This is a genomic window from Arthrobacter globiformis (genome assembly GCF_030817195.1).
Classification (GTDB): domain Bacteria; phylum Actinomycetota; class Actinomycetes; order Actinomycetales; family Micrococcaceae; genus Arthrobacter; species Arthrobacter globiformis_D.
In genome coordinates, this window is record NZ_JAUSYZ010000001.1 from 2,480,372 (window position 1) to 2,505,271 (window position 24,900).

Genomic DNA, 24,900 nt, shown 5'->3' on the forward strand with positions numbered 1-24,900 from the left:
TCCAACGGGCGAAGAAAAATTCTTACACGAGCAGGTCGGGAGCTGGAACGGGACGTCTACCCCTCGCCGGAATCCCGGGTGTTTCACGGGAGCAGGCTGTCACCGCGCCGTTCGCCACACGCCAGCACGCTGACCTGGGCGCAAACCCTCCTCGACCGAACCTGCCACCTCGCTGTTGCCCTCGGCGGCGCATTATTGTCGGGCTATAGACTCTCCGCCGGACGTGTCCGTTAGGTCCGGTTAGATAGAGGCAGGTTCAGGAGGGATTTTCGCCGGTTGCGTGGTCCCGCGGCGAGGTGTCGAGGACCATGAGGGCAAGTTCTTTGGCTAATCGGACCGCGTCCGGATGCCCGTCGAGCTGGGAGTTGGCCACTGCTCCGTCGTAGAGCAGGCGTAGGCGGTCCGCGACGTCATTGGGGTCGGTAAACCCGGCTTCAGTGGTGAGTTCGAGGAACATGTTGGCCAGCCAGCCGCGGAAGGTCCGCAGCGCTTCGGCCTCCACAGTTCCTGGGAGCGCTTCGGCGTTTGCGTTCGCGAACGCGCACCCGTTGTAACCGGGCGTGAGAACCGCTTCGTGCAGCGCATCAAAGACGGCCAGCAGTTTCTCTACAGGATCTTCCAGGCTCTCCTGGTGCCGGGCAATCCGTTCACGGCGTCGCTGGTCCCAAGCTGCGAGGTAAGCAGCTATGAGCTCGTCCTTGCCGGAGAAATTGTAGAAGAGTGAACGCTTGGCGACCCCGGCCTCGCCGATGACCCGGTCGATCCCCACGGTGTGCACACCCTCGGCATAGAAGAGGCGATCGGCAGCATCCAGAAGGCGCTGCCGGGCAGGGGACCGGGGCGAGGAGGTCATACCCCAAAACGATATCAGACAGATCTGTCTAAAAAAACGTTGACTTGTTGAGACAGATCTGTCTAACTGGTTTCTGTTAGACCATTCTGTCTAAAGGAGCCCTTCTTGTCCCGCACCGTCCCACCCACCACCGCCTTCGCCGGCATCGCTGCAGTCTTCGCAGCGTTCTTCTTCGCCGCCGGCGCGCCCACGCCCTTGCTCTCGCTCCGCCAGCAGGAGTGGGGCTTCTCGGCCGGCACCCTCACTGCCGCCTTTTCCGTCTACGCCTTCGGCCTGTTAGTGGCCCTCCTGGTCGCCGGCTCACTCCCTGACCACATAGGCCGGCGCCCGGTCATGCTCATGGCCCTCTACGGTGAACTCGTATCAATGCTCGCCTTCCTGGCCGCGCCGGACATCACCTGGGTCATCGTCGCCCGCATCATCCAGGGCCTCGCCACCGGGCTGGCGACCAGCGCGTTCAGCGCCGCCATCGCCGAGCATGCACCCGCCCATCGGAAGAAGCTCGCCGGGGGGCTGGCCGGAGCCTCCGTGGCAGGCGGCCTGGGGATCGGCGCGCTGCTGACCGGGGCGGCGGTCCAGTTCACCCCTGACGCCAACACCCTCATTTTCAGCATCCTGACAGGGGTCATGGTCCTGGGCATCATATTTGTGCACTTCACTGCCGAGACGGCTGCGAAGCGACCCGGGGCGCTACGCTCGCTTACGCCGCGCCTTGGCTTCCCGGCCCACATCCGTGGTGAATTTCTCGCGGGCGTCCCCGTGCACATCGCAGGGTGGATGTTCCCGGCCCTCTTCCTCGGGCTCTCACCGGCCGTGCTCCGGCTCCACTTCGGCCTGGACGGCGGCCTGATTGCAGGCTTCACAGCCTTCCTGGGCCCGTTCGCCGCCGCGGTCGCGGGCTTCGCCTTCGCCCGGCACCCCGCACGGCGCAGCACCCTCATCGGGGCAAGTCTCATCCTCGCCGGCATGATCCTGGTCCTTCTGGGCGTCACCGAAACCTGGCTGCCGGCAGTCTGGATCGGTGCGGCACTTGGCGGAATCGGCTTCGGCGGCACCTTCGGCGGACAGCTCCGCCTGATCGCCCCGCACGTACAGCCCCACCAACGCGCCGGCGTCTTCTCCGGCATCTACACCGCCGCATACCTCTCCTTCGGCGTCCCCGTCATCATCGCCGGCCAACTCGCGCCCCGGTGGGGACTCGTCCCCACCCTGCAGACCTACGCCGCCGCCGTCATTATCCTCGCCGTCCTGAGCGTCATCATCCAGGCAGTACTCCTACGGCGGGAGGCCACGGCAGAGGCTGCCCCGACACGGTCGGCCGTTCCGGGGGAAGCTCTGAGTGATCTTCAACAGAGGTGAAGTAACACCCGCTATCGGTTCTCACGGGTTCTTGCGGAGCAGCCGCAGGCATAGTAGGCCAGACCTTTCGCGGGCCACGCTGAACGTGGCGCGGGTCCACATCAGCGAGCAGGACATTCACCACTCGTGGACCGGACAGGAGTCAGTGCTCAGGGTCCTCCGGATCGAATTGGCTCAGTGGAGACCCTCCGAGGCCTGCCTAATCGTTCCTGTCCCCGGCCTCCTCGCCTGTGGGCATTTCCAGGCTTCTTTGTCGGGAAGCTGCTCTTCAGTCATTTCTCGCGCCTTTCTTATCACGGGCTGTACAACAAGACATCAAAGCAGGGGAGGCAGGGGCCGGCCCCCAGCCTGACACCAAGACCGGACGCACAAGCTTCAGTCCGCAAGATCCCCAACCGTGCCGTGGGGAGATGTTCCCGGAAGGAGGTGCGCGGCCGGAAGCCCCAGTCATGATCCTGTGTCGTTCCAGCGATAAGAATTGATGCTGGACCTGCCGGCTTTGTGGCTGTTGTACCCCTGCTGCCAGGCGTCCGGGATCGTCGAAACCAGGTCCGACAACAATGGGTAGTACGGGTGGTCAGGCCCGATGTAAATCATCTCTTCCCTCGCCCTGTCAACGATGACGAGGACGTCCTTCTCGCTCCTCATTGCCGCATGGTTGCATGAAAAACCAAGCCCGGCCATAGTCCTCCGAGATTCGCGAGCAGTCCGGCCAGTAATGGGCCGACTCCCACCGCTTTCCGGGGGGCTTATAACGCCTGTGATGGGGATCCTGTCAACCTGCAGCGAGCCTGCGCCTACCGGGCAGTCCCCTCAGTTGTGGCGTATCCACGCGGTGTACATGCCGTCAGCCCATTCCCGGTTCTGGGAATTGTGACTTCCAAGCGTTCCAAGACGGTTTGAATGCCAGCTCTAGTCTGTCTCTAGTCACGAATATCTAATGGGGGAATGATGCGGTTCGAGCGTTCAGCGGGGATCTTTAAGGCAGGAGTTCTGATGGCCATTGGTGGCTCTGTCCTCGGCTCACTGGGGGCAGTTATCGCCGCCCCAAACGTCGCTGCCTTGTATACCGGGAACGTAAATCGCGGGGGACTGGTAATTGGTCTGATCATCGCTGCCGTTGGGTTACTCCTTGCGGTAGCTGGGTACATCATGATTCTCGTCGCCGTGCATCGCGCCCTGGTCAAAATCGATGCTCTTCCCGTCCGTCAGCAGCCGCGAGCAGGGCAGGGATCAACCCCTTCCGCATCTGACTTCACGTACTGAACACGGATGTTCAGCCTTACGTCACACGCACCGCATCAAGCACAGCGTCAGCACAGCGCGAGCGTGCTCTGCATCACCACCCCGCCTGAGGGGGGTGACCCGGTCTCCCGGTGCACCTGCTTGTACCGGGCAGACTTCAGCGTGCTCTGCGGTTATGTGCTCGAAGAGAACCGGTCCGCTGTGGTGCGCCAGGACTAGAAGGACCGCCACGACACGATGGACGTGATGGCCAGCTCAACCTGCAAGACTCCTCAGCCCAGTACGGCACGCTGAGCCGGGAAAAGCGCACCGCCGTCCTACGGGCGGGCGGGAAGGAACCCGGCAGACCGGGGACACCGCCCGCAGGGCTTTCGCTGTGCATCTGCTCGGAGCCTTCCACAAGATCGACCGACGCCTGGTTCGCTAGATCGCACGGGAAGAAGCGCCGCATTTACGAGCAATGCGAAAGGCTGTTGCCAGTCATGGCCTTTAAGGATCGGCTTCGGATAGCCAGAGGGTAGGCAGCGGTCGCTGCGAGGATGCTGCAAACGTCTTACGGTTGAATGCGTCTGGATGCTGCTTCCTAATCAGTCGTTCTCGCCTCAGCCGATCACAACGGTCAGCTCCACTGGGACAGCGCGGCGGACTGCATCGTCAACGGGGGAATGCTCGTCTGCCCATCGAACGATGTCGCGGAGAGCGGCCTCTTCGGTGTCTTTGGCTGCTATGCGGACCACTGTGCGCAGTGCGAGGGGTCCTGCAGGAGTGTCCTTACCGATTCCCAGCAGACCGCGGTCATCAGATTCACTGTCAACATCAACTTCGAGCAGGTTTAGGCTCACTCCCTTTTCGGCGGCACGCATGGCGATGAGCGAGACCAAGCAGGCGGCGCTTGCCGAGCGCAGCATCCATCCAGGAGTAGGCGCCGAACCCTTCCCGCCAACTCCTGGCCCCATGTCCGTCACCAAGGACCAGCCGTGGGGGCCGTCAACACGGACCCGGAGCCCATCTTCCAGCACGGCAGTGGCCGTTGAGTCGCGGGAGCGGGCCTTCTCCGGGCTTTCGTTCAAGTACTGCCGGGACCTGCTGATGGCTTGGGCTACTTCCGATTGCGACATATCTGGCACTCCCTTTCCGCCGCGGACCGAATCGGGCAAGAATACACCTCTACGAGTCAGGGTGGGTGTCTCATGGCAGCGAAGCGAGAATCTCATGGGGCCATACTTTGGTAACAACGTCGTTCATGTCCTCGTGCGGGCTGCTCGCACAATAAGGTGTATGGCCCGGGTTCAGCACGGTGAGATTCACCGGGGCGCCGAGAAGGCCCCAGGGTTGGACCTTGTTGGCCAGATGCCCAGCGAGTTTCAGGTCGCTATACTCGGGCGCGTTCCAGACGCGGTACGCGTGCTGGAGGTCGTCAGGACGGATGGCGATCCAGACCCCAAAGCGGAATTCGTGACCGCCTTTGAGTTTGACTGGCAGCAGGGCGCGGACGAATGGGCTGATGTCAGGAAATTGCATGAGCGTCGCCTTGTTGGGGTCCGGGTCGCTCTACCAGCTGTCTTCGGCACGGTGCTGCTCGGGGGTTTTAAGGACCGGATCCGGGAAGCGGAAGCGCACGTCCCTGTCGTGGGGCCGCCGTCTTCCGTCCACACATTTCGCGCGTGTGCTTTTTCGCAGAGATTATCCGTCTCCCGTTTATTGTCCTCTCCGGCTGAGTCTACGCGGACCGGAACGCCGACAATGGGGATTGTGTCTAGTTGGAACGGGCTGGGCTTTGAGGCCGTCCGATGCCCTCTGCGGGGATTGGTTCGGGTCATACCCTTTCGGCTTGTCTCGCCCATGGGATGTTCGAAGGAGGTCGCAGCGCCATGTCGTTCACTGACCCGCAGCCCTTGGCTTGCTCCGGACAGAAATGCCCGCCTGAGGTCGTGCGCCCGATTCAGGCTGAACCTGGGTATGTGCTGACTCCAGGCGTAACGACGGCGAGGGGTGGAGAAGGATTCCCCACCGCGCCAAGGGGTGCCGCACTCCGCTGGGTGGGCGGAGCAAAACCGTCAAAAAGAGGGTGTGGACAGTGTCCACACCCGGGGCTTTGGATTCGGTTGTACCGGCGTCGGACCGGGCCGGATTGAAGATGTTTTCGGGAAAGTGGCGGATTTTCAGGGGGAGCGGCTGGTTCGAGTCCCATCTCGGGCACGTGTTTTACCTGTTCAGAGGCTTTTGAGCCTCTGAATGTGGACAATTTGTGTTGTGAAGGGCCCCTTCGGGGGCCTTTTTCATTGGTGGCCGGTGCTGTGGATGGTTGCCTCCTTCGTTCTCTGGTTGGCGGTCTTGGTGCTTGTTACCTGTTCATGGGTGTGGCTGGCTGGGGCAACATGACCTGAGAAAATTTCTGGTCGGGTTTCTTTTCTTGGCCGTTGGGTTTTCACCAGGTTTCTCCATCCCGGTTCGTGGCGGATGTTTTGCTTCTTCATGGTCGGTCCTGGGGAGTGCGGCATGACTTGTGCCAAGTTGTTGTTCGGGAATCAATTCCGCCGACTCCCGCAGGTGCTCTACGCGGGTCACCACGGCCGACTGGGAGCCGGCATCGCCCTGCATGTGGCCCATGAAACTCACGCCGCCTTTCTTCCTTGCACTTTGGCTTTTCGGGTCGTTACCTGTTCATAGTTACCTTCGGCGTCTACTGCATGATGCGGTGGAGGTTTTTTGGCGCGACGTCCGGAAGTGAGGTATCGGCTTGGCTGGTCTTTCATAATCCTTCATGGCCAAGCTGCTGGATGACCACATGACGGAACGGTGATGCACCCGACATGGCCTCAGTGAAACAAACCCGACGTCACTGCCGCCGTCGCCTGGCTGCCGGGAACAAGCCATCAGCGCCAGGTTGAGATCTAGGACCTTCGCAAGGGTGCGTCAGCAATAAAGGAATAGGAACCCCCAATCTGACGCTTTTCAGATAGCGGCCTGACGTCAGGTTAGGGTGTACTTGAATCTGGTAATGGTCGAAGAGTCCTCGCACACGCCAGAAGTGCAAGGCATTCCGACTCGGCGTCCTGATAGAAACGGGGCGAAGACCCACGCTTCCTAGGTGAGTGATGCGGACAGAGTCCCTAGTGCATTCCCGGCGCTGGTCCCGTGGAGCCCCGGACCGTGAGGTGGGTGGGCATCACGGAGCGGCTACGTGTAAAGCTGCCGGTCACAGGGCTGAGCTGCGCCAGCAGCATGGACACCGCTACGCGGCCTGCCTGCTCGATGGGTGATGCCATGGTTGAGAGCGGCGGGTTGCAGAAGTCAGCCCCGAAAATGTCGTCGCAGCCCACAATGCTCATGTCCTCCGGCACACGGATGCCGCGTTCGCGCAGGCGCTGGAGCATGCCGATGGCTATGAGGTCGTTGAACACGATGCAGGCGGTCACTCCGCTGTGTACGGCGGCGTCGGCGGCTGCTGCGCCGGACTGTGTCTTGGGTGCGAACGGTCCGAGCGTGCGCACTTGCACCCCGCGCTCCTTGGCTGCCTCCGCCAGGGTAGTCCAGCGGCGGGTGCTGGACTGCGAGGTGAGCGGCCCGGCGATGTAGCCGATGTCGGTGTGGCCCAGCGAGATGAGGTGGTCGAGGGCCTGGGTGGTGGCGGACGGGGTGTCGATGAGGACTGCAGGGACCCCGGGGACGTCGCGGTTGACCGTGACCATCGGCATCTTCGCTGCAGCGGCAAGCAGGGCCTCGTCGCTCAGCCGGGAGGCGGCCACCACGATTCCGTCCGCGCTCTTGCGCAGCTGCTCCATGGTGCTGGCTTCGACTTCGTCGGATTCCTCCGTATCCACCAGCAACTGCGTGTATCCTGCGGCCTTGAGCTGGAGCTGGGTGCCCCGGATGAGGTCGAAGTAGAAAGGGTTGGTGATGTCGGGTACCAGCACTCCCACGGCACCGGTCCGCCCGGAGCTCAGGGCCTTGGCCTGGCTGTTGGGGATGTAGTTCAGTTGCGTTGCGGCCGCCTCGATCCGCTGGCGCGTCCGGATATTGACGCGCTCGGGGGTGGAGAGCGCCCGGGAAACGGTGGAGGCCGCCACGCCGCAGAGCGCGGCGATGTCGTGGATGGTGGGCGGGCGGTCCACTGCTGCTGGTTGCGTCGTAGCCACGGCGCTCCTCTCTGAACGTGGTGGCCGGGCCGTTCCGGCCGGTCGATTCGGCTCTCCGGTGACTGCCGCCACAGAGCTGGTTAGCCAAGAGTGCCATAGCTGACAACGCCTTGGCAACCGGTTGTTATTTTAGGACAGCTCTGGGTAAGCTGGGGTGGACATCGTCTGTGAACTGCCTCACCGCACAGGAGCCGGAATGCGAGCTGCCCGCGCGGCGGCCGAGAAACCCGGGAGATACGCGTGAGCAAAACAACAACAGTCTGGCCGCTGTCAGGCTTCGGCGATGAGATAGATCCGGACCCCACGGTGCAGGCCGCGGTATTGCTGGCGCTGGGCGCACGCCACATCGAGGTGCGCAGCGCCTGGGGCACCAACGTCTCCGAGCTGGAACCGCAGCAGGTTGCCGCGCTCAAGCAAGTCCTCGATGAAAAGGGCCTGAAAGTCTCGGCCGTGGCCAGCCCCATCGGCAAGGTCGACGTGAGCCTGCCGGTGGAACACGAGCTGGACCGGCTCCGCCAGATCATCTCCGTAGCCAAGGGCCTGGACACCGAGTACATCCGCGTCTTCTCTTACTTCCGGGCCGAAGGCCGGAGCTCCGAAGACATCCGCGAGGACGTCATGGTGCGTATGGGCGCCCTTGCGGGGCTCGCGTCGGAGGCCGGCGTCGTGCTTTTGCATGAGAACGAAAAGGGCATCTACGGCGACACCCCCGAGCGTGTCCTGGACATCATGAAGACCGTGGACTCCCCGGCGCTGCGGATCGCCTGGGACAACGCGAACTTCGTCCAGGTGGGCATCAAGCCCTACACCGAGGGTTACGCCATGCTGCGCCCCTACCTTGAGTACTTCCAGGTCAAGGACGCACTCGCCGCCACCGGGGAGGTGGTGCCCGCCGGCGAGGGCGACGGCGAACTTGACGCCACCATCGCCGCCCTGAAAGCGGACGGCTTCACGGGCTTCGCCTCACTGGAGCCCCACCTGGCCAGCGCCCACGAGCTCGGCGGCTTCTCTGGGCCGGCGGCCTTCGGCACCGCAGCCCGCGCCTTCGCAACGCTGGCCGCGAAAAACGGGGTTGAACTCTCTTGACGACGACGGTGGCTGTCATCGGCTGCGGGGATGTTTCCACCGTGCACTTCGAAGCGGTGGCAAAGCTGGACGGCGCCTCGCTCGTTGCGGTCTGCGACACGGACCCGCAGCGGCTGGCCTGCGCGATGGCCAATTGGAGCGTCCCCGGCTACGCCGACTACCTGACCCTCATCGAGGCCGTCAGGCCTGACGTGGTCCACATCTGCACTCCGCATGACCGGCACGCGGCGGTGGCCATCGACTGCCTGGAGCGCGGCGTCAACGTCATCGTGGAGAAGCCGCTAGCCCACACCCTTGCGGCAGGTCAGCGCCTGGTCGAAGCAGCCTCGGCCGGCCGGGCGAAAATCGCGGTGTGCTTCCAGAACCGTTACAACGCAACCTCGCAGGCCATGCACGCCCTGCTGTCCTCGGGTGAACTGGGGGCCGTGACGGGGGCGTCGGCAACAGTGATGTGGCAACGCTCCGCCGAGTACTACCAAAGCCGGCCGTGGCGCGGGACCTGGTCCGGCGGCGGGGGAGGCCTGTTGATGAACCAGGCCATCCACACCGTCGACCTGCTCCAGTGGCTGGTCGGCGACGTCATCGCGGTCACCGGCAACGCGTCCACCCGCTTCCTGGACGACACCATCGAAGTGGAAGACACCGCGGAGTTCGTGGCAGAACACTCCGGCGGCATCCGGAGCGCGTTCTATGCCACCCTCGCCAATCCCTTCAACGCCCCGGTGACACTCGACGTGGTCACCGAGAAGGCCGTCCTGAGCCTGAAGGGCGACCTCACAGTGACACACGAGGACGGACGCGTGGACATCGTTCCGGAGCGCACGAGCGGCTCCGGCGGCCGGTCCTACTGGGGCGTCTCCCACGAACTGCTGATCAGCGACTTCTACGCCCGCCTGGACGACGCCAAGCCGTTTTGGATCAGCCCCGCCGAAGCCGAAAAATCGCTGCGCATCATCAAGGACATCTACCGGCAAAGCTATCCCGAGTCCACCCACACGGTCTCCTGACCCCTTCGTACAGCAACCGGATACCGCTGTGCACTGACCCGGGAGGCCCATCCTGCCTGCCACATCCCGTCAAGCGAAATTGTTGCAACCCTTATGACAATCGGTTGCCAAACGCGGCAACAGTCAGTACTGTGAATGTCACAGGCCGGTGTGGTCCACGCCACACCCGTTCGTCTGCAAGTCTCACGTTCCACAGATTCAGGAGCCAACAATGAAGTTAGGTCCCAAAGCGGCAGCAGCCGCCCTTGTCCTCAGCGCATCCCTCGCTTTGACCGGTTGCGGCGGTGCTGCCAACTCCGGTTCGGCCGCCGGCGCTGCCACGTCACTGAGCCTCGGCACTGTCCAGGACGTACGTTCATGGGACCCGGCCCAGGCGCACGTGGGCCATGTTCTGCAGCCGTACCAGGCGGTGTATGACACGCTGATCCTGCGCGAGCCTGACGGCACACTCAGCCCGATGCTGGCCACGGCGTGGAAGTACAACGCCGGCAACACCAAGCTCACCCTGGACCTGCGCACGGATGTGACCTTCAGTGACGGCGCCAAGTTCGACGCCGAGGCTGCCAAGGCCAACATGGACCACTTCAAAAAGGCCAACGGCCCGCAGATGGCGCAGCTCGCTTCGGTCAGGGACGTGACGGTGGTGGACGCCGACACCATCGACGTCAACCTCACGGCTCCGGACCCGGCGCTGGAATACTTTCTGAGCCAGGCCGCCGGCCTGATGGGCAGCCCCAAAGCGCTGGGCACCGAAGGCATCAAGACCGAACCGGTCGGCTCCGGCCCTTATGTCATGGACAAGGCGGCGTCGGTCAAGGACTCACAGACGGTTTTCAGTGCCCGCAAGGATTACTGGAACAAGGACCTGCAGAAGTACCAGAAACTGACGTTCAAGGTCCTGACCGACCTGACCGCCCGCACCAACGCCCTGGTCTCAGGGCAGGTGGACGCCACCATCCTGGATCCGAAGAACGGCAAGCAGGCCGAGGGCGCCAAAATGAAACTGGCTGCCAACGAGGTTGACTGGCAGGGGCTGCTCCTTTTGGACCGTGAAGGGGCCAAGAACCCGGCGCTGGCCAACGTCAAGGTCCGCCAGGCCATCAACTATGCCTTTGACCGCAAGACTATCCTGGACCAGGTCATGCTGGGGCAGGGCACCCCGACGTCGCAGCCGTTCGGCAAGGCCAGCGGCGCCTGGACCGAAGAGCTGGAAAACTATTACACCTACGATCCGGCCAAGGCCAGGCAGCTTCTGAAGGAAGCAGGCTTTGAAAAGGGCGTCACCCTGGAGATCCCGAGCGTGCCCGGGTTCGAAACCCAGATTTCCGTCATCACGCAGCAGTTGGCAGACGTCGGTATCACCTTGAAGGTCGGCGCGGCGCTGACCAACACGTATACGGCCGATATTGCGGCGCAGAAGTTCACCACCATTTTCTTCTCGCTCTTCCAGGGCCAGCCCACAGTCGCCATCGACCAGATCGTCTCCACCAAGGCGCTCTACAACCCCTTCAAGAACGCGACGCCGGAGCTGGAGGCCAAGATCGCGGCCGTGCGCAACGGCGGCGCCGATGCAGGCAAACTGGCGCAGGAAGTGAACAGGTACGTCGTTGAACAGGCGTGGTTCGCTCCGCTGTTCCGGGTCAACCAGATGTATTACCACAACTCCAAGGTGAACGTGACTCCGCAGATCCAGCAGGCAGTTCCGTCCATCTACAACTACTCCCCGGCCAAGTAGGACACCATGATCAGGTTCATTGCGAAAAGGCTCGGCAGCGGGCTGGTGGTGCTGTTCGTTGTCTCGGCCCTCACGTTCTTCCTGCTGTACGTTTCCAGCGGGAGCATCGCCAGGAACATCCTTGGCGACCAGGCCACTGCCGAACAGGTGGCGCTGAAAGAACACGAGCTGGGGCTGGACCAGCCGCTGGTGGTCCGCTACTTCTCCTGGGTAGCCGATGCGCTGAGCGGAAACCTTGGTGCCTCGTGGTTCACGTCCGAGCCGGTGGCCAACTCGCTGGCCACCCGGATTCCGGTGACCATGACCATGGTCTTCGCCGCAATGATCCTGATCGCAGTCTGTGCCGCACTCATTGGCGTAGTCGCGGCCGTCAAGCGCGGCTGGGTGGACAGGGTGGTCCAGGTTGGTGCCATCATCGGTGACTCCATTCCGGGGTTTGTGATCGGCGTCATCCTGGTCACGCTCCTGGCCATCCAGCTGGGCCTTTTCCCGGCGACCAGCACCATTTCCCCTGAAGCCGGGCCCGAGGCGTGGGTCTATTCCATGTCCCTTCCAGTGATAGCGCTGCTGGTCAACGGCGTCACAGGAGGCGCACAACAGATCCGCAGTGCCGTTATCAAACAGCTCGAGCGGGACTACGTCCGCACCCTGCGCAGCCGCGGCATCGGCGAGCGGGAGATCCTGTTCAGGCATGTGCTGCGCAGTGCTGCCCCGGCCGGCCTGACGGTGCTCAGTCTGCAGCTGATCGGCATGCTTGGCGGTGTGGTCATCATCGAGCAGATCTTTGCTCTGCCGGGCATGGGTCCTTTGGCGGTCGCCGCCACCGGCCAGTCGGATCTCCCGGTGGTGATGGGCGTCGTGATGTACACGGTGGTCGTCGTCATCGTGGTGAACCTGCTGGTGGACATTTTCAATGGCTGGCTCAACCCGAAGGTACGTGTGTCATGAGTGACTCTGTAGAAACCGCGGCAGTTGCCGCACCTGGGCCCTCCCTTCATGCCGGGCAGAGCGGCACCGTGGTCCGCTCCACAGCGATCCGGCGCCTGCTCAGGAACCCTTTGGGCATCATTGCCATGGCCATCTTGCTGGCGATCTCGCTGCTGGCGATCCTGGCTCCGGTCCTGGCACCCTTCCAGGAGAACTATTCCAACATCGCCAAGACGCTGGCCGCCCCGGACTCGGTGAACATTTTGGGAACGGACAGCGCGGGGCGCGATGTCTGGAGCCGCTTGCTGTTCGGCGCGCAGCTGACGCTGCTTTCCGCCTTGCTCTGTGCCGGCGTCGCCATTGCCATCGGGCTGCCGGCAGGCCTGATCGCCGGCTATTACGCCGGCAAGTTTGAGGCAGTTTCCAACTGGATGGTCAGCATCCTCATGAGCCTGCCGGGCTTGATTGTGCTGCTGACGATCCGGGCCGCCTTCGGCCCCTCGGTATGGATTTCCATGATCGCGTTCGGCATTCTCATCAGCCCGTCCTATTTCCGGTTGACCCGCACCGCCGTCCAGTCTGTGCGCAACGAACTGTACGTTGACGCTGCCAGGGTTTCCGGGCTTTCGGATCTGAGCATCATCGCCCGCCACATCTTCTCCGTGGTCCGGGCACCCATCATCATCCAGACGGCGGCCATTGCCGGCGTAGCCATCGCCATCCAGTCCGGGCTGGAATTCCTGGGCCTGGGCGATCCCACCAAGTCAACCTGGGGCGTCATGCTCTCAGAGGGCTTCAAGAACGTCTACCTCAACCCGACCCTGCTCTTCTGGCCGGCACTCGCCATGGCGTTGACCATCGGTGGGCTGGTCCTGCTGGGCAACGCCATCCGCGACGCCCTGGAGGACGGCGAAAAGATCAAGCACCGCAAGATGGTCGCACTGGTGAAAGGCACGACGGCGGCACCCGCCAGGGCGGGCCAGCAGCGCAAGTCCGTGGCCGCCGTCGAGCTTGGCACGGAGCACCACCTCGTGAAAGTGACCAACCTCGGCGTCGGATACCCGCAGGCCGACGGGTCCGTCAAAAAGGTGGTGGACGATGTTTCCTTCCACGTGGACCGCGGCGAGATCCTCGGCATCGTGGGTGAATCCGGTTCAGGCAAGTCCCAGACGGCGTTCTCCATCCTGGGTTTGCTTCCCGATAACGCCCGCATTGTGGCCGGTTCCATCCAGTTTGACGGCACCTACACCGTCGCCCCGGGTGAGGACCGGGTCGACCAGGCACGGCTGTCCAGGCTGCGCGGCAAGAGGATCTCCTACATTCCGCAGGAACCCATGAGCAACCTGGACCCCGCTTTCACCATCGGTTACCAGCTCGTGACGCCGATGGTGCGCGTCCTCGGAATCCCCAAGGAAGAAGCCCGCAAGCGCGCGCTGAAACTCCTGGCCGACGTCGGAATCGCCAACCCCGAACGGACCTTCAGCGCCTACCCCCACGAAGTCTCCGGGGGCATGGCCCAGCGTGTGCTGATCGCCGGTGCCATCAGCTGCGAACCGGACCTGGTGATCGCCGATGAGCCCACCACGGCTCTGGACGTCACCGTGCAGGCCGACGTGCTCGACCTCCTGCGCGAGCTCCAGCAGCGGCTGAACATCGGCGTCATCCTGGTGACCCACAACTTCGGCGTGGTGGCAGACCTCTGCGACCGCGTGGCTGTCATGCAGAACGGCCGCCTGGTCGAGGAAGGATCCGTCCGCGACATCCTCCGCAATCCCAAAGAGCAGTACACCCGGACCCTGCTGGCGTCCCATGCTCGAAGGCAAAACCCCCATGTCCTTGCTTGTATCCAGCCAGAAGGAGCCGGCCGCATGAGCACCACGGCAAGCGTCCCGCTCATGACAGTAGAGAACCTGGTGGTCGAGTACCCCAGCAAGAAGTTCCGGGCCAAGCCGTTCCGGGCACTCACGGACATCAACATCTCCATCGGCCAGGGCGAGACCCTTGGCCTGGTGGGGGAGTCCGGTTCGGGAAAGACGACCCTGGGCCGTGCCGTCTTGGGCCTGGCCCCCGTGACGGCCGGAAGGATCACGTTCGAAGGCCGGGACATCAGCCACGCCACCCGCAAGCAGCGGCGGACCCTGAGCCGGGACCTCCAAGTGGTCTTCCAAGACCCGTACACCTCCCTGAACCCGGCCCTGGAGATCGGCGCCATCCTCGCCGAACCCCTCGGCGTGCAGGGCCTGGGGCAGACAGCGGCCAGGAAGCGCGTCAAGGAACTGCTTGACCAGGTGGGGCTGCCCTCGGACGCCATCCACCGCCTGCCAAGGGAGTTCAGCGGCGGTCAGCGCCAGCGCGTCGCCATTGCCCGGGCACTCGCGCTTTCACCGAAACTGATCGTCTGCGACGAACCCGTCAGCGCTCTGGACCTGTCCACGCAGGCGCGTGTCCTTGACCTGTTCCTGCAGATCCAGAAGGACACCGGCGTTTCCTACCTCTTCGTCTCCCACGACCTGGACGTCGTGCGGCACATCAGCCACCGCGTGGCCGTCATGTACCACGGCGAAATCGTCGAGCAAGGACCGGCCGCGGTAGTAACCCGCGACCCTGAGCACCCCTACACCCAGCGGCTCCTGCTGGCCTCTCCGGTACCCGATCCGGACCGGCAGGAACGGCGCCGGGCCGATCGTCACCGGCTGCTGGAAAGCCAGCGGCATCAGCACGAACAGGCCGGCGCGGTCGCCTAGCAGCACGCGAACCAACCAGACCGGCAAAGCGGCCCTGACCGGGCCCGGAACACAATACGGAGGAAAAAGTGGCCACCATTGGCGTACAAGCGATGATGCTCAAAGAGAGCTTTAACGAACTCGGGGCGTTCGAAACGCTCCGGAAGGTCAGCGCGATCGGCTACAACGCCGTCGAGATCTCCCAGATCCCGATGACAGCGGAGAACGTCGCCGAACTGGACCGGTCCCGCAGTGAGCTGGGCATGGACATTGCGGCGTTGTCGGTCGCTATGGAAACTCCCAGGGGCATGCCCGGCGATTCGCTAAAGGGCCATTTCGACAAGATAGTTGACGACGCGAAACGCCTTGACACCAGGCTCCTGCGGATCGGGATGCTTCCCTTCCCGGCCATGAAGTCAATCGACGCCGTCGTCGACTTCGCCAAAGAAGCCAACGGGTACGCCGAGCGCCTGCAGGAGCACGGCATCGGCCTGTACTACCACAACCACCACATCGAGTTCGCGAAGTTCGACGGCAAATACATGCTGGACATCATCGCGGAGAACTCCCCGGCCATGGGGATGGAAATCGACGTCCACTGGGTGCAGCGTGGCGGACTTGACCCCGTCCGGACCCTGGCGAAGTACGCCGGACGCACCGCCATGGTGCACCTGAAGGACTACCGCATCGGCGAGCTGCCCCAATCGGCCTTCGGCCTCCTGGAATCCGGGGACGTCGCGGGCTTCATGGCCGAGTTCAAGGACGTGGTCCAGTTCGCCGAAGTGGGCGAAGGCAATTTGGACTTCCCGGCCATCATCCCGGCCGCGCAGGCCGCCGGCGCCCAGTACATGCTCGTCGAGCAGGACCAGCTGTACGGCCGCACCGTCTGGGATGCGCTGCAGACCTCGCACGACAACCTGGTGGCCATGGGCCACACCGACCTTTTCTAACTCTGGATCCCGACCATCCGGGTTTCGGCAAGCTCAACCAACGAAAAAGGAAAACAAACTGTGAGTAAGAAAGTACGCCTGGGCATCATCGGCCTGGGCCAGCAGGGCGGCGCCTACGCCAAATTCATCACGGACGGACTGGTTCCCAGCATGGAAATCGGTGCCATCTGCGACACCGACCCCGCCAAGAAGGAACTCGCGACTTCCCAGTACCCTGACGCACCCTTCTACGAGGACTACATCTCGATGCTGGAAAGCGGCGACGTCGACGCCGTAGTCACGTGCGTCCCGCACTTCCTGCACCCCGAGATGGGCATCGAAACGCTCAAGCGCAACATTCACGCGCTCGTCGAGAAACCGGCCGGCGTCTACACCAAGCAGGTCAAGGAACTCAACGAGTTTGCCGCCAGCAAGCCTGAGCTGTCTTTCGCGATCATGTTCAACCAGCGCAACAATCCGCTGTACCAGAAGCTCAAGGAGATCGTCGAGAACGGCGAGATTGGCGCCATCCGCCGCACCAACTGGATCATCACGAACTGGTGGCGGCCGCAGGGCTACTACAACTCCAGCGCATGGCGGGCCACCTGGGGCGGCGAGGGCGGCGGTGTCCTGGTCAACCAGGCACCACACCAGCTGGACCTTTGGCAGTGGATCTGTGGCGTGCCGAAGTCTGTCTACGCGAAGGTGGCCTACGGCTTCCGCCGTGACATCGCCGTCGAAGATGAAGTCACGGCGGTGGTGGACTACGGCGACGGTGCTACCGGCGTTTTCGTCACCGCTACCCACGACCTGACGGGTACGGACCGCTTCGAGATCCTGGGTGACCAGGGCAAGATCGTCGTCGAAGGCTCCAAGACTGCCACCGTGACCCGCCTGGCCAAGCCTGAGCGCGAACTCAGCGACGGCATGGACATGGACGATGTCCGCAAGCTCTTCATGGGCGAGCTGAACCCCGAGGAGTACTACAGCACCGAAGTAGTGGAGTTCGAGTCCGCCTGGGGCGCCCAGCACTCCGGCGTCCTGGAGAACTTCGCCGCCAACATCCTGGACGGCACCCCGCTGCTGGCCCCGGGGTCCGACGGCATCAACGGCGTCCGCCTGGCCAACGCCATCCACCTCTCCAGCTGGACCGGCAGGGAAGTAGGCCTGGACTTCGACGAGGACGAATTCCTCGCCGAGCTCAACAAACGGATCGCCGAGGAAGGCAAGTTCCCCCAGCGCGCTTAGGCTCTGGCAACCGCTGGCCATAGCGGTGGGCAGCGCCAGCCCACCCAACAGAGTGGCAGTTGCTGCCGTTTTGAACCTCCAAAACGGCAGTAACTGCGGCCTGGCCCATGTGTTTCGTCGTTAGGATGGGGCGGTGACTGAACCCAAGAAGCCGGACGCGCCCGCAGCAACGGGCCGGGCCAATAAGCATGCCCGGGACGGGAAATCCAACGCCACCATCTATGACATTGCCAAGGTTGCCGGCGTGAACCCTTCCACCGTGTCACGGGCCCTCAGCAAACCCGGCAGAGTCAGCGCCAGGACGCAGAAGCTCGTTGAGGATGCCGCCGCCGAGCTCAACTACCAGGTCAACCCCTTCGCGCGGGCCCTGCCCACCGGACGGACCAACACCTTCGGGCTGATCGTCGCCGATATCACCAACCCCACCTTCTTCGACATCATCCGCGGGGCAGAGACCACGGCCACGCTCCGGGACTACACACTCGTGCTGGCCGAGTCCGCTGAGTCAGCCAGCACCGAACTGACCGCGGCCCGCCGGCTGATGGCTACCGTGGACGGCCTCATCCTCGCAAGCCCCCGCACGGACGACGACAGCATCCGCGCACTTGCCCGCGACAAACCGGTGGTGGTCATCAACCGCGAGGTCGAGGGCGTGCCCTGCGTGGTCCCGGATGTAAACAAGGGCATCAGCGAGGCCGTGCGCAGCCTCGCCGCCAACGGGCACACCAAGGTTGCCTTTGTTGCCGGGCCGCCGCAGTCCTGGATGTCCGCCCGTCGCTGGGAAGGCGTGCGGGCAGCCTGTGAATGGTCACGGCTGGAGGCCGTGAGGCTGGATTCCAGCAAACCCACGGTTGACGGCGGCAGGCAGGTCGCGCGCGATGTCCGCGCCAGCGGCGTCACGGCCGTGCTGACCTACAACGATCTCCTTGCCATCGGACTCATGCAGGAACTCCAGGCCGCGGGCATCGTGGTGCCGGATCAGATCAGCATCGTGGGCTTCGACGACATCTTCGGGGCGGACTTCACCACACCGCCGCTGACCACCGTGCGCTCCCCGCTGGGGGAGTGCGGCGCAGGCGCTGCCAGGCTGTTGCTTGACCTCCTTCACGGCATGGGCGAGCCTGCCGGCACTTTGCGCGTGGAAACGGAGCTGGTGCTGCGCGGCTCCAGCGGACGGCTGCTGCCCGCAGGCTAGCTCGGGGTGCAGGCCCAAACGGGGCGGTTGTGGCAATAAATGGCAACCGGTTGACAAACATGCTGCAAAAGCACGACCATTGAGCTATGTCACAGTCCATTGCAGCCAACCCAGACCGGCTCCTGCCCGCTGATCCCGGAACGCGCAGCATTGCGCGGGACCTGCTCCAGCGCGTCCAGGACCTCCCCATCATTTCCCCGCATGGGCACGTTGACGCCGCAGTCATCGAACACAACAGCCCCTTCCCGGACGCGGCAGCGCTGCTGGTCAGTCCGGACCACTACGTCACCCGGCTGATCCACGCCAGCGGTGTTCCGTTGGAGCGGGTGCGCGGCTCAAAGGCCTCTGAGCCCGATTCCCGCGCCGTCTGGCACGAGTTCTGCAAGGCGTGGCCGCTGTTCGAAGGCACTGCCTCCGGCTACTGGCTCCGCACCCAGTTCGACAGCGTCTTCGGCCTCCAGCAAGAGATCAGCGCACAGACCGCGGACGCCAGCTACGACGCGATTTCCGCCCGGCTGCGGGAACCCGGCTTCCGGCCCCGCCAGCTCTTCAAGGACTTCAACATCGAGGTGCTGGCCACCACCGACGACCCCCTGGACAGCCTCGCCAGCCACAAGGCGATCGCCCAGGATCCCACATTCCATGGCCGCGTCCTTCCCACGTTCCGCCCGGACCAGTACCTGAACATCGCTCACCCCATGTGGTCCGCGAACGTGGACCGGCTCATCGCGGCAGCGGGCGACGGCGCCACCGGCTATGCCGGCTACATCACGGCCCTGCAAAACCGGCGCCATGTCTTCCTGGAACACGGCGCGGTCTCCGCTGACCACGGCGTCCGCACCCCCGCAACGCTCAAGCTCGACGACCGTGCCGCGGCGAAACTCTTCGACCGGGCCCGCGCCGGGCAGGCCACGGAACAGGACCGCGACGCCTTCGAGGCCCACATGATGTACCAAATGGCCCGGATGTCCGTGGAGGACGGCCTGGTCATGACCATCCACCCCGGCTCGTACCGCAACCACCACGAACCAACGTTCAACGCCTACGGTGCCGACACCGGCCACGACATCCCGTTCGCCATCAACTACACCGAGGCGATCCGCCCGCTACTGCAGGACTTCGGCACCGCCAAGGACTTCCACCTGGTGCTCTTCACGCTGGACGAAACCGTGTTCTCCCGCGAACTCGCACCACTGGCAGGCTTCTACCCATCCGTGTCCCTTGGTGCCCCGTGGTGGTTCCTGGACGCGCCCGACGCCATGCTGCGCTTCCGCTCGGCTGTCACCGAAACCGCCGGCTTCTCCCGCTCCTCCGGCTTCATCGACGACACCCGCGCGTTCTGCTCCATCCCCGCCCGCCACGATGCCTCCCGCCGGATCGAGGCCTCCTTCCTGGCCAGGCTCGTCGCGGAGCACCGCGTCAGCGAGGAACGGGCCCACGAACTGATCGTCGACATCGTCGACGGCTCGCCCCGGAGGGTCTTCAAACTGTGAGCACCGAACTGCAATCCGCGGCCACATCCGCCGTTGACCTTCCCCAACTGAACCGCAGCCTGCGGCCTGCCGCCAAGGCACCGATCCGCATCGTCCACCTCGGGCTGGGCGCCTTCCACCGCTCACACCAGGCCTGGTACACCCACCAGGCCGGCGACGCCGCGGACTGGGGCATCGCCGCCTTCACCGGCCGCCGCCCCGACGCCGCGCGGGCCCTGGCGGAACAGGACGGCCTGTACACCGTGGTGGAACGCGCCGACAGCGGCGACTCCTTCACCGTGGTCAGCAGCATCGTTGAAGCCCTGGACGGCGCCGACATGCAGCGGCTGGCAGACCTGGTTGCGGCCCCCGCCACCGCGGTGGTCACCCTCACCATTACCGAAGCCGCATACCGGCTCGGCGCCGACGGACAGCTCGACCGCACGGCGGCCGACGTCGTAGCGGACCTTGCACTGCTGGAGTCCGGCAGCGGAACTCCGACGACGCCGCTCGGCCGGCTGGTGCTGGCCCTCGCCGCCCGCCGGGCCGCCGCCACCGGACCCCTCGCCGTGGTCTGCTGCGACAACCTCTCCAACAACGGCACCGTGGCGCACAACGCCCTGGTGGGCATGGCCGGGGCCTGGGACCAAGGCCTGGCCGAATGGATCAACGCCACCATCAGCCTCGTCAGCACCTCCGTGGACCGCATCACCCCGCGCACCACGGAGGCGGACATTGCCGCCGTGGAGGCCGGCTGCGGCTACCGCGACAATTCCCCCGTAGTAGCTGAACCCTTCTCCAACTGGGTGCTCAGCGGAGACTTCCCCGCCGGGCGGCCCCGATGGGAAGACGCCGGTGCCGTGTTCGTGGACGACATCGAACCCTACGAGAACCGCAAGCTGTGGCTCCTGAACGGCGCCCACTCGCTGTTGGCCTACGCAGGCCAGCTTCGCGGGCACTCCACCGTGGCCCAGGCCTTGGCCGACCCGCTATGCCTGCAGGCCATTGAAAAGTTCTGGGACGAGGCGGAGGCGAACCTGACGGGAACTGACCTGCAGATCCCGGCCTACCGGGCCGCCCTGCTGGAACGCTTCAGCAACGCCCGGATCGCCCACCACCTTGCGCAGATCGCAATGGACGGCAGCACCAAACTGCGGATGCGCGCTGTTCCGGTGCTGCAGGCCGAGCGCGCCGCAGGCCGGTCCGGTGTAGCCGCGGGACTGATGATTGCCGCATGGATGGACTACAGCGCGGCCGCCGCTGAGGTCCAGGATCCGCTGGCCGCCGGCGTTGCCGCCGCCAACCGCCTGAGCGGCGCGGAACGGATCCAGGCCCTGCTGAAGCTGGTGGACCCGGCCCTGGCTGGCGACAGCGGCGTCGTGAACCTGATTGAAGACCTGTGCGGAACGTTCGGACAGCCGGCCGGCTCCCGGTAGCGACCTTCGCACACGCACCGCTGCCCGGCTCCTCTTGCCATAAGGAGCCGGGCAGCCTTGTTTATGTGGCTTTCAACTAAATTTGGCAACCGCTTGCCATTTGATTGCCAAGTGACTAGGATTACAACACGAGCAGAAACCCGGCGCACCGCCGGTCCTCCCCAGAATTCCCCTCCGGCTCAGCCCGCAAAGACGCGTTAGGAATCCCGCAAATGCTTAAGCCCCAGGCCAGCGAAACCCGCGAGTTGGTCAACCTCGACGGCATCTACCGCTTCAAGGTGGACTTCGAGCGTGCCGGCCACCGCCAGGAATGGTTTAGGAAAGCGCTGGAATCCGACCTCGAAATGGGGGTCCCTGCCAGTTACAACGATGTCTTCCCGGACAAGGCAATCCGTGACCACGTGGGCTACGTCTGGTACCAGCGCGAGGTGCGGGTTCCCCGCGGCTGGGCAGGGGAGCGGATCCACCTCCGGCTCGACTCCGCCACCCACGAGGGCATGGTCTGGGTCAATGATGTGCTCGTCGCCGAGCACACGGGCGGCTACATGCCTTTCAGTGCGGACATCACCGAGCACGTGACCGCCGGCCAGAACTTCCGGCTGACCATCTCCGTGAACAACGAGCTCACCCAGGCCACCATTCCGCCGGGCAGCATCACTGTCACCGAGGACGGACGCCGCCAGCAGAGCTACCTCCACGATTTCTACAACTACGCCGGCCTGCACCGCAGCATCTGGCTTTACAGCACCCCTGCCGTCACCGTGGACGACATCACGGTGGTAACCGGCTTTGAAGGCAGCACCGGCACCATCGACTACACCGTCGCCCCCGCCGGCGGCACCGGAAACGAGACCGTCAGAGTCACCCTGTGCGATGCTGACGGCACCGAGGTCGCCGCAGCAGAAGGCGCCGAGGGCGCCTTGGTGATTGACGGCGTCGTGCTCTGGAAGCCGGGTGCCGCCTACCTGTACAGCCTCACCGCCGAGATCCACGACGGCGGCCGGCTGCTGGACAGCTACACCCTCCCCGTCGGCGTCCGGACAATTCAGGTCAGCGGCAAGGAATTCCTCATCAATGGCGAACCGTTCTACTTCACCGGATTCGGAATGCACGAGGACCACGTGGCCATCGGCAAGGGCCACAGCAACGCCCAGATGGTCAACGACTTCCAACTCCTGGACTGGGTGGGCGCCAACTCCTTCCGCACCTCGCACTACCCCTACGCCGAAGAAGTCATGGAGTTTGCCGACCGGCACGGCATCGTGGTGATCGACGAAACGGCCGCCGTCGGGCTGCACCTCGGCTTCGGGGCCGTGTTCGGCGGTATCGCCAAGCCGACGTACGTCGAGGGCGGAGTAGACGCGAACACCACAGCGAACCACCGCCAGGCCATCAGGGAACTCGTCGCCCGCGACAAGAACCACCCCTCGGTCGTGATCTGGTCCATCGCCAATGAGCCCAACGGCTCAGAGGAAGGCGCCCGGGAATACTTCCAGCCGCTGGCAGAACTCACCCGGCAGCTGGACCCCACCCGCCCCGTGGGCTACGTCAACGTCATGTTCGACACCCCGGACAAGGAACTGTTGGGCGACCTCTTCGACGTCATCATGCTCAACCGCTACTACGGCTGGTACCTGAACAACGGGGACCTGGAGACAGCGGAGCAAGTCCTGGAGAAGGAACTGCGGGAATGGGAAGCCAAATACGGCAAACCCATGATCATGACCGAGTACGGACCGGACACCATGCCCGGCTTCCACTCCATCTATGAACAGCCCTGGAGCGAGGAATACCAGGCCGCGTTCCTGGCCATGTATCACCGGGTCTTCGACCGCGTGGACGCCATGGTGGGCGAGCAAGTCTGGAACTTCGCAGATTTCCAGACCTCCAACGGCATCATGCGCGTGGACGGCAACAAGAAGGGTGTCTTCACCCGCGACCGCCGTCCCAAGCCCGCCGCCTTCGCCCTCCGCCAGCGCTGGACCGCCCTGGCCGGCCTCAAAAACGGCAGCGACAAGACGATCACCAACCCCTAGCACTTTTCACTATTTCTGGCTGCCCCTGGCAGACACTTGGGTAAAGGAGCCCACACCTCATGAAAAAGCTCAGCAAGCTCAGCATCATCGGCTACGGCGCCGGAGATGCCGCCAACAACCTCGCCTTCACCACCGCCACCATGTTCCTGCTGGTGTACTACACCGACGTCGCCGGCATTTCCGCCGCAGCGGCAGGCACACTCCTGCTCGTCGTCAGGATCTTCGACGCGTTCGCCGACGTCTTTGCCGGCCGCCTGGTGGACCGGACCTACAGCAAGCGCTTCGGGAAGTTCCGTCCGTTCATCATGTTCGGCTCCATCCCGCTGCTGCTCCTGAGCGTTGCAACCTTCTCCGTCCCGCAGCTGGGCGAGTCCGGCACCCTGCTCTACGCCTACGTCACCTATGCCGCCCTTGGCCTGGCCTACAGCCTTGTCAACATCCCCTACGGCTCACTCGCCGGCGCCATGACCCAGGACCCCGGGGACCGGGCCAAGCTCGGCTCCGCACGCATGGTGGGCGGTCTGCTAGTAGGCTCGGCCCTCGGCATCTTCGTTGCACCCCTCATCAAGCCTGGCGCTGACCTGCAGGCAACCTTCACCACCATCACCCTGGTGTTCGTCGGCATCGGCGCCGTCCTGTACTTCTTCACCGTCCTCACCGCCAAGGAACGCGTCCACCGCGCCGTACCGAACGTCTCGCTCAAGCAGAGCATGGACACCCTAAAGGGCAACAAGCCCCTCCTGATGCTCTGCATCAGCTCCTTCCTCTTCCTCTCCGGCTACCTGGCACTGACCTCCGTGCAGCTGTACTACCTGCGCGACGTCCTCGGCCGCCTGGACCTGTACCCGGTGCTGTCCATCATCCAGCTTGTCCTGACCTTCGTCCTGGCCGCGTTCATGCCCAAACTGGTCCGCAACATCGGCAAGAAGCACGTCTACATCTACTCCTCCCTAATCACTGTCGCCGGCGGTGTGGTGATCTTCTTCACGCCGGCAAGCCAGACCATGATCGGCTTTGCCGGCCTCGTGCTCAGCCTCGTCGGCGTGCTCGCGATGAGCATCGTGGTCTGGGCCCTCGAAGCAGACACCGTGGAATACGGCGAATGGAAGACCGGCGTCCGCACCGAAGGCATCACCTACGCCCTGTTCTCCTTCACCCGCAAGACCGGCCAGGCCGTGGGCGGCGCCCTCGCCGCATACGCACTCGCACTGGGCGGTTACAAGTCCGGGGGCGCCGCCCAGACCCCCGACGCCGTGTTCGGCATTCAGATCGCAGCGGGTGCACTACCTGCCGTACTGACAATCCTCGCGGTATTGGTCATGACCAAGTACACGCTGACCGATGCCAAGCACGCCGAGATCCTCACAGAGATCCGGGCCCGCCGCGAAAGCGGCGATGCCCCCAAAAAGGCTGACGCCGCCGCCGAGCCCTTCAAGGACGACACAGACGGCACCGAAACGAACACGGCCACGAAGCCGCACGCGGCGCCCACCAACTGACCCCTAAACCA

General features: G+C 64.1%; 19 protein-coding genes. 13 read left to right on the forward strand and 6 right to left on the reverse strand.

The genetic code is table 11. The features are described from left to right. Positions 1 to 256: 256 nt before the first annotated feature. Positions 257 to 853 carry a TetR/AcrR family transcriptional regulator gene (locus QF036_RS11160; protein ID WP_307101783.1) on the reverse strand — a complete coding sequence of 199 codons (597 nt, stop codon included), beginning with the start codon at positions 851 to 853 and terminating at the stop codon, positions 257 to 259. A 105-nt stretch (positions 854 to 958) separates the two neighbouring features. On the opposite strand from QF036_RS11160, the gene QF036_RS11165 reads away from it, so the two are divergent. After that, positions 959 to 2,212, forward strand: a complete 1,254-nt coding sequence (locus QF036_RS11165; protein WP_307101785.1) for an MFS transporter — start codon at positions 959 to 961, stop codon at positions 2,210 to 2,212. A gap of 447 nt (positions 2,213 to 2,659) precedes the next feature. Here the strand turns inward: QF036_RS11165 and QF036_RS11170 are convergent, their stop codons facing one another. The 5 genes from QF036_RS11170 to QF036_RS11190 form a co-directional block, all read right to left on the reverse strand. Next, complete coding sequence (locus QF036_RS11170; protein WP_307101787.1) at positions 2,660 to 2,860, reverse strand: hypothetical protein; 201 nt, start codon at positions 2,858 to 2,860, stop codon at positions 2,660 to 2,662. Positions 2,861 to 4,059: 1,199 nt separating this feature from the next. Next, positions 4,060 to 4,575, reverse strand: a complete 516-nt coding sequence (locus QF036_RS11175) for an OsmC family protein (protein WP_307027465.1) — start codon at positions 4,573 to 4,575, stop codon at positions 4,060 to 4,062. Between the two features lie 70 nt (positions 4,576 to 4,645). Continuing rightward, positions 4,646 to 4,978, reverse strand: coding sequence for a DUF2199 domain-containing protein (locus tag QF036_RS11180; protein ID WP_307101789.1), 333 nt, complete (start codon positions 4,976 to 4,978; stop codon positions 4,646 to 4,648). Positions 4,979 to 5,736: 758 nt separating this feature from the next. Then, a complete protein-coding gene (locus QF036_RS11185; protein ID WP_307101791.1) occupies positions 5,737 to 5,934 on the reverse strand; it encodes a hypothetical protein in 198 nt (65 codons plus the stop codon). Positions 5,935 to 6,570: 636 nt separating this feature from the next. Further along, entirely contained in the window at positions 6,571 to 7,596 is a 1,026-nt protein-coding gene (locus tag QF036_RS11190; RefSeq protein ID WP_307101793.1) for a LacI family DNA-binding transcriptional regulator, read from the reverse strand. Between the two features lie 240 nt (positions 7,597 to 7,836). Between QF036_RS11190 and QF036_RS11195 the strand changes: the two genes are divergently transcribed. The 12 genes from QF036_RS11195 to uidB all read left to right on the forward strand — a co-directional run bounded on the left by QF036_RS11195 (position 7,837) and on the right by uidB (position 24,889). Beyond that, positions 7,837 to 8,682, forward strand: a complete 846-nt coding sequence (locus QF036_RS11195; RefSeq protein WP_307101795.1) for a sugar phosphate isomerase/epimerase family protein — start codon at positions 7,837 to 7,839, stop codon at positions 8,680 to 8,682. Continuing rightward, positions 8,679 to 9,689 (forward strand): Gfo/Idh/MocA family protein, encoded by a 1,011-nt coding sequence (locus QF036_RS11200; RefSeq protein ID WP_307101797.1) that lies wholly within the window; start codon positions 8,679 to 8,681, stop codon positions 9,687 to 9,689. Before QF036_RS11195 ends, QF036_RS11200 begins: the two co-directional genes overlap by 4 nt. A 211-nt stretch (positions 9,690 to 9,900) precedes the next feature. Then, entirely contained in the window at positions 9,901 to 11,424 is a 1,524-nt protein-coding gene (locus QF036_RS11205) for an ABC transporter substrate-binding protein (protein WP_307101799.1), read from the forward strand. A gap of 6 nt (positions 11,425 to 11,430) precedes the next feature. Then, positions 11,431 to 12,372: an ABC transporter permease gene (locus QF036_RS11210; protein ID WP_307101801.1), complete on the forward strand. Its 942-nt coding sequence runs from the start codon at positions 11,431 to 11,433 to the stop codon at positions 12,370 to 12,372. Next, positions 12,369 to 15,095, forward strand: coding sequence for an ABC transporter ATP-binding protein/permease (locus tag QF036_RS11215; protein WP_307101803.1), 2,727 nt, complete (start codon positions 12,369 to 12,371; stop codon positions 15,093 to 15,095). The genes QF036_RS11210 and QF036_RS11215 overlap by 4 nt, the downstream gene beginning before the upstream one ends. Positions 15,096 to 15,163: 68 nt before the next feature. Continuing rightward, positions 15,164 to 16,024 carry a sugar phosphate isomerase/epimerase family protein gene (locus QF036_RS11220; protein ID WP_307101805.1) on the forward strand — a complete coding sequence of 287 codons (861 nt, stop codon included), beginning with the start codon at positions 15,164 to 15,166 and terminating at the stop codon, positions 16,022 to 16,024. Positions 16,025 to 16,084: 60 nt separating this feature from the next. After that, positions 16,085 to 17,251 (forward strand): Gfo/Idh/MocA family protein, encoded by a 1,167-nt coding sequence (locus QF036_RS11225; RefSeq protein ID WP_307101806.1) that lies wholly within the window; start codon positions 16,085 to 16,087, stop codon positions 17,249 to 17,251. A 133-nt stretch (positions 17,252 to 17,384) separates the two neighbouring features. Further along, on the forward strand, positions 17,385 to 18,446 hold the full coding sequence (locus tag QF036_RS11230) for a LacI family DNA-binding transcriptional regulator (protein WP_307101808.1): 1,062 nt from the start codon (positions 17,385 to 17,387) through the stop codon (positions 18,444 to 18,446). An 86-nt stretch (positions 18,447 to 18,532) separates the two neighbouring features. Next, positions 18,533 to 19,939 carry a glucuronate isomerase gene (gene uxaC / locus QF036_RS11235; protein WP_307101810.1) on the forward strand — a complete coding sequence of 469 codons (1,407 nt, stop codon included), beginning with the start codon at positions 18,533 to 18,535 and terminating at the stop codon, positions 19,937 to 19,939. After that, positions 19,936 to 21,354: a mannitol dehydrogenase family protein gene (locus QF036_RS11240; RefSeq protein WP_307101812.1), complete on the forward strand. Its 1,419-nt coding sequence runs from the start codon at positions 19,936 to 19,938 to the stop codon at positions 21,352 to 21,354. The genes uxaC and QF036_RS11240 overlap by 4 nt, the downstream gene beginning before the upstream one ends. A 212-nt stretch (positions 21,355 to 21,566) precedes the next feature. Then, positions 21,567 to 23,390, forward strand: coding sequence for a beta-glucuronidase (gene uidA / locus QF036_RS11245; RefSeq protein ID WP_307101814.1), 1,824 nt, complete (start codon positions 21,567 to 21,569; stop codon positions 23,388 to 23,390). A gap of 59 nt (positions 23,391 to 23,449) precedes the next feature. Then, positions 23,450 to 24,889 carry a glucuronide transporter gene (uidB, locus tag QF036_RS11250; protein ID WP_307101816.1) on the forward strand — a complete coding sequence of 480 codons (1,440 nt, stop codon included), beginning with the start codon at positions 23,450 to 23,452 and terminating at the stop codon, positions 24,887 to 24,889. Positions 24,890 to 24,900 lie beyond the last annotated feature (11 nt).

What these genes read in the sequence shown, in the direction of transcription:
- QF036_RS11215 (WP_307101803.1), top strand. Translation starts at nt 12,369, where the DNA reads ATGAGTGACTCTGTAGAAACCGCGGCAGTTGCCGCACCTGGGCCCTCC.
- QF036_RS11185 (WP_307101791.1), bottom strand. Translation starts at nt 5,934, where the DNA reads ATGAAGAAGCAAAACATCCGCCACGAACCGGGATGGAGAAACCTGGTG.
- uidB (WP_307101816.1), top strand. Translation starts at nt 23,450, where the DNA reads ATGAAAAAGCTCAGCAAGCTCAGCATCATCGGCTACGGCGCCGGAGAT.
- QF036_RS11175 (WP_307027465.1), bottom strand. Translation starts at nt 4,575, where the DNA reads ATGTCGCAATCGGAAGTAGCCCAAGCCATCAGCAGGTCCCGGCAGTAC.
- QF036_RS11180 (WP_307101789.1), bottom strand. Translation starts at nt 4,978, where the DNA reads ATGCAATTTCCTGACATCAGCCCATTCGTCCGCGCCCTGCTGCCAGTC.
- QF036_RS11160 (WP_307101783.1), bottom strand. Translation starts at nt 853, where the DNA reads ATGACCTCCTCGCCCCGGTCCCCTGCCCGGCAGCGCCTTCTGGATGCT.
- QF036_RS11210 (WP_307101801.1), top strand. Translation starts at nt 11,431, where the DNA reads ATGATCAGGTTCATTGCGAAAAGGCTCGGCAGCGGGCTGGTGGTGCTG.
- QF036_RS11170 (WP_307101787.1), bottom strand. Translation starts at nt 2,860, where the DNA reads ATGAGGAGCGAGAAGGACGTCCTCGTCATCGTTGACAGGGCGAGGGAA.
- QF036_RS11205 (WP_307101799.1), top strand. Translation starts at nt 9,901, where the DNA reads ATGAAGTTAGGTCCCAAAGCGGCAGCAGCCGCCCTTGTCCTCAGCGCA.
- uxaC (WP_307101810.1), top strand. Translation starts at nt 18,533, where the DNA reads ATGTCACAGTCCATTGCAGCCAACCCAGACCGGCTCCTGCCCGCTGAT.
- uidA (WP_307101814.1), top strand. Translation starts at nt 21,567, where the DNA reads ATGCTTAAGCCCCAGGCCAGCGAAACCCGCGAGTTGGTCAACCTCGAC.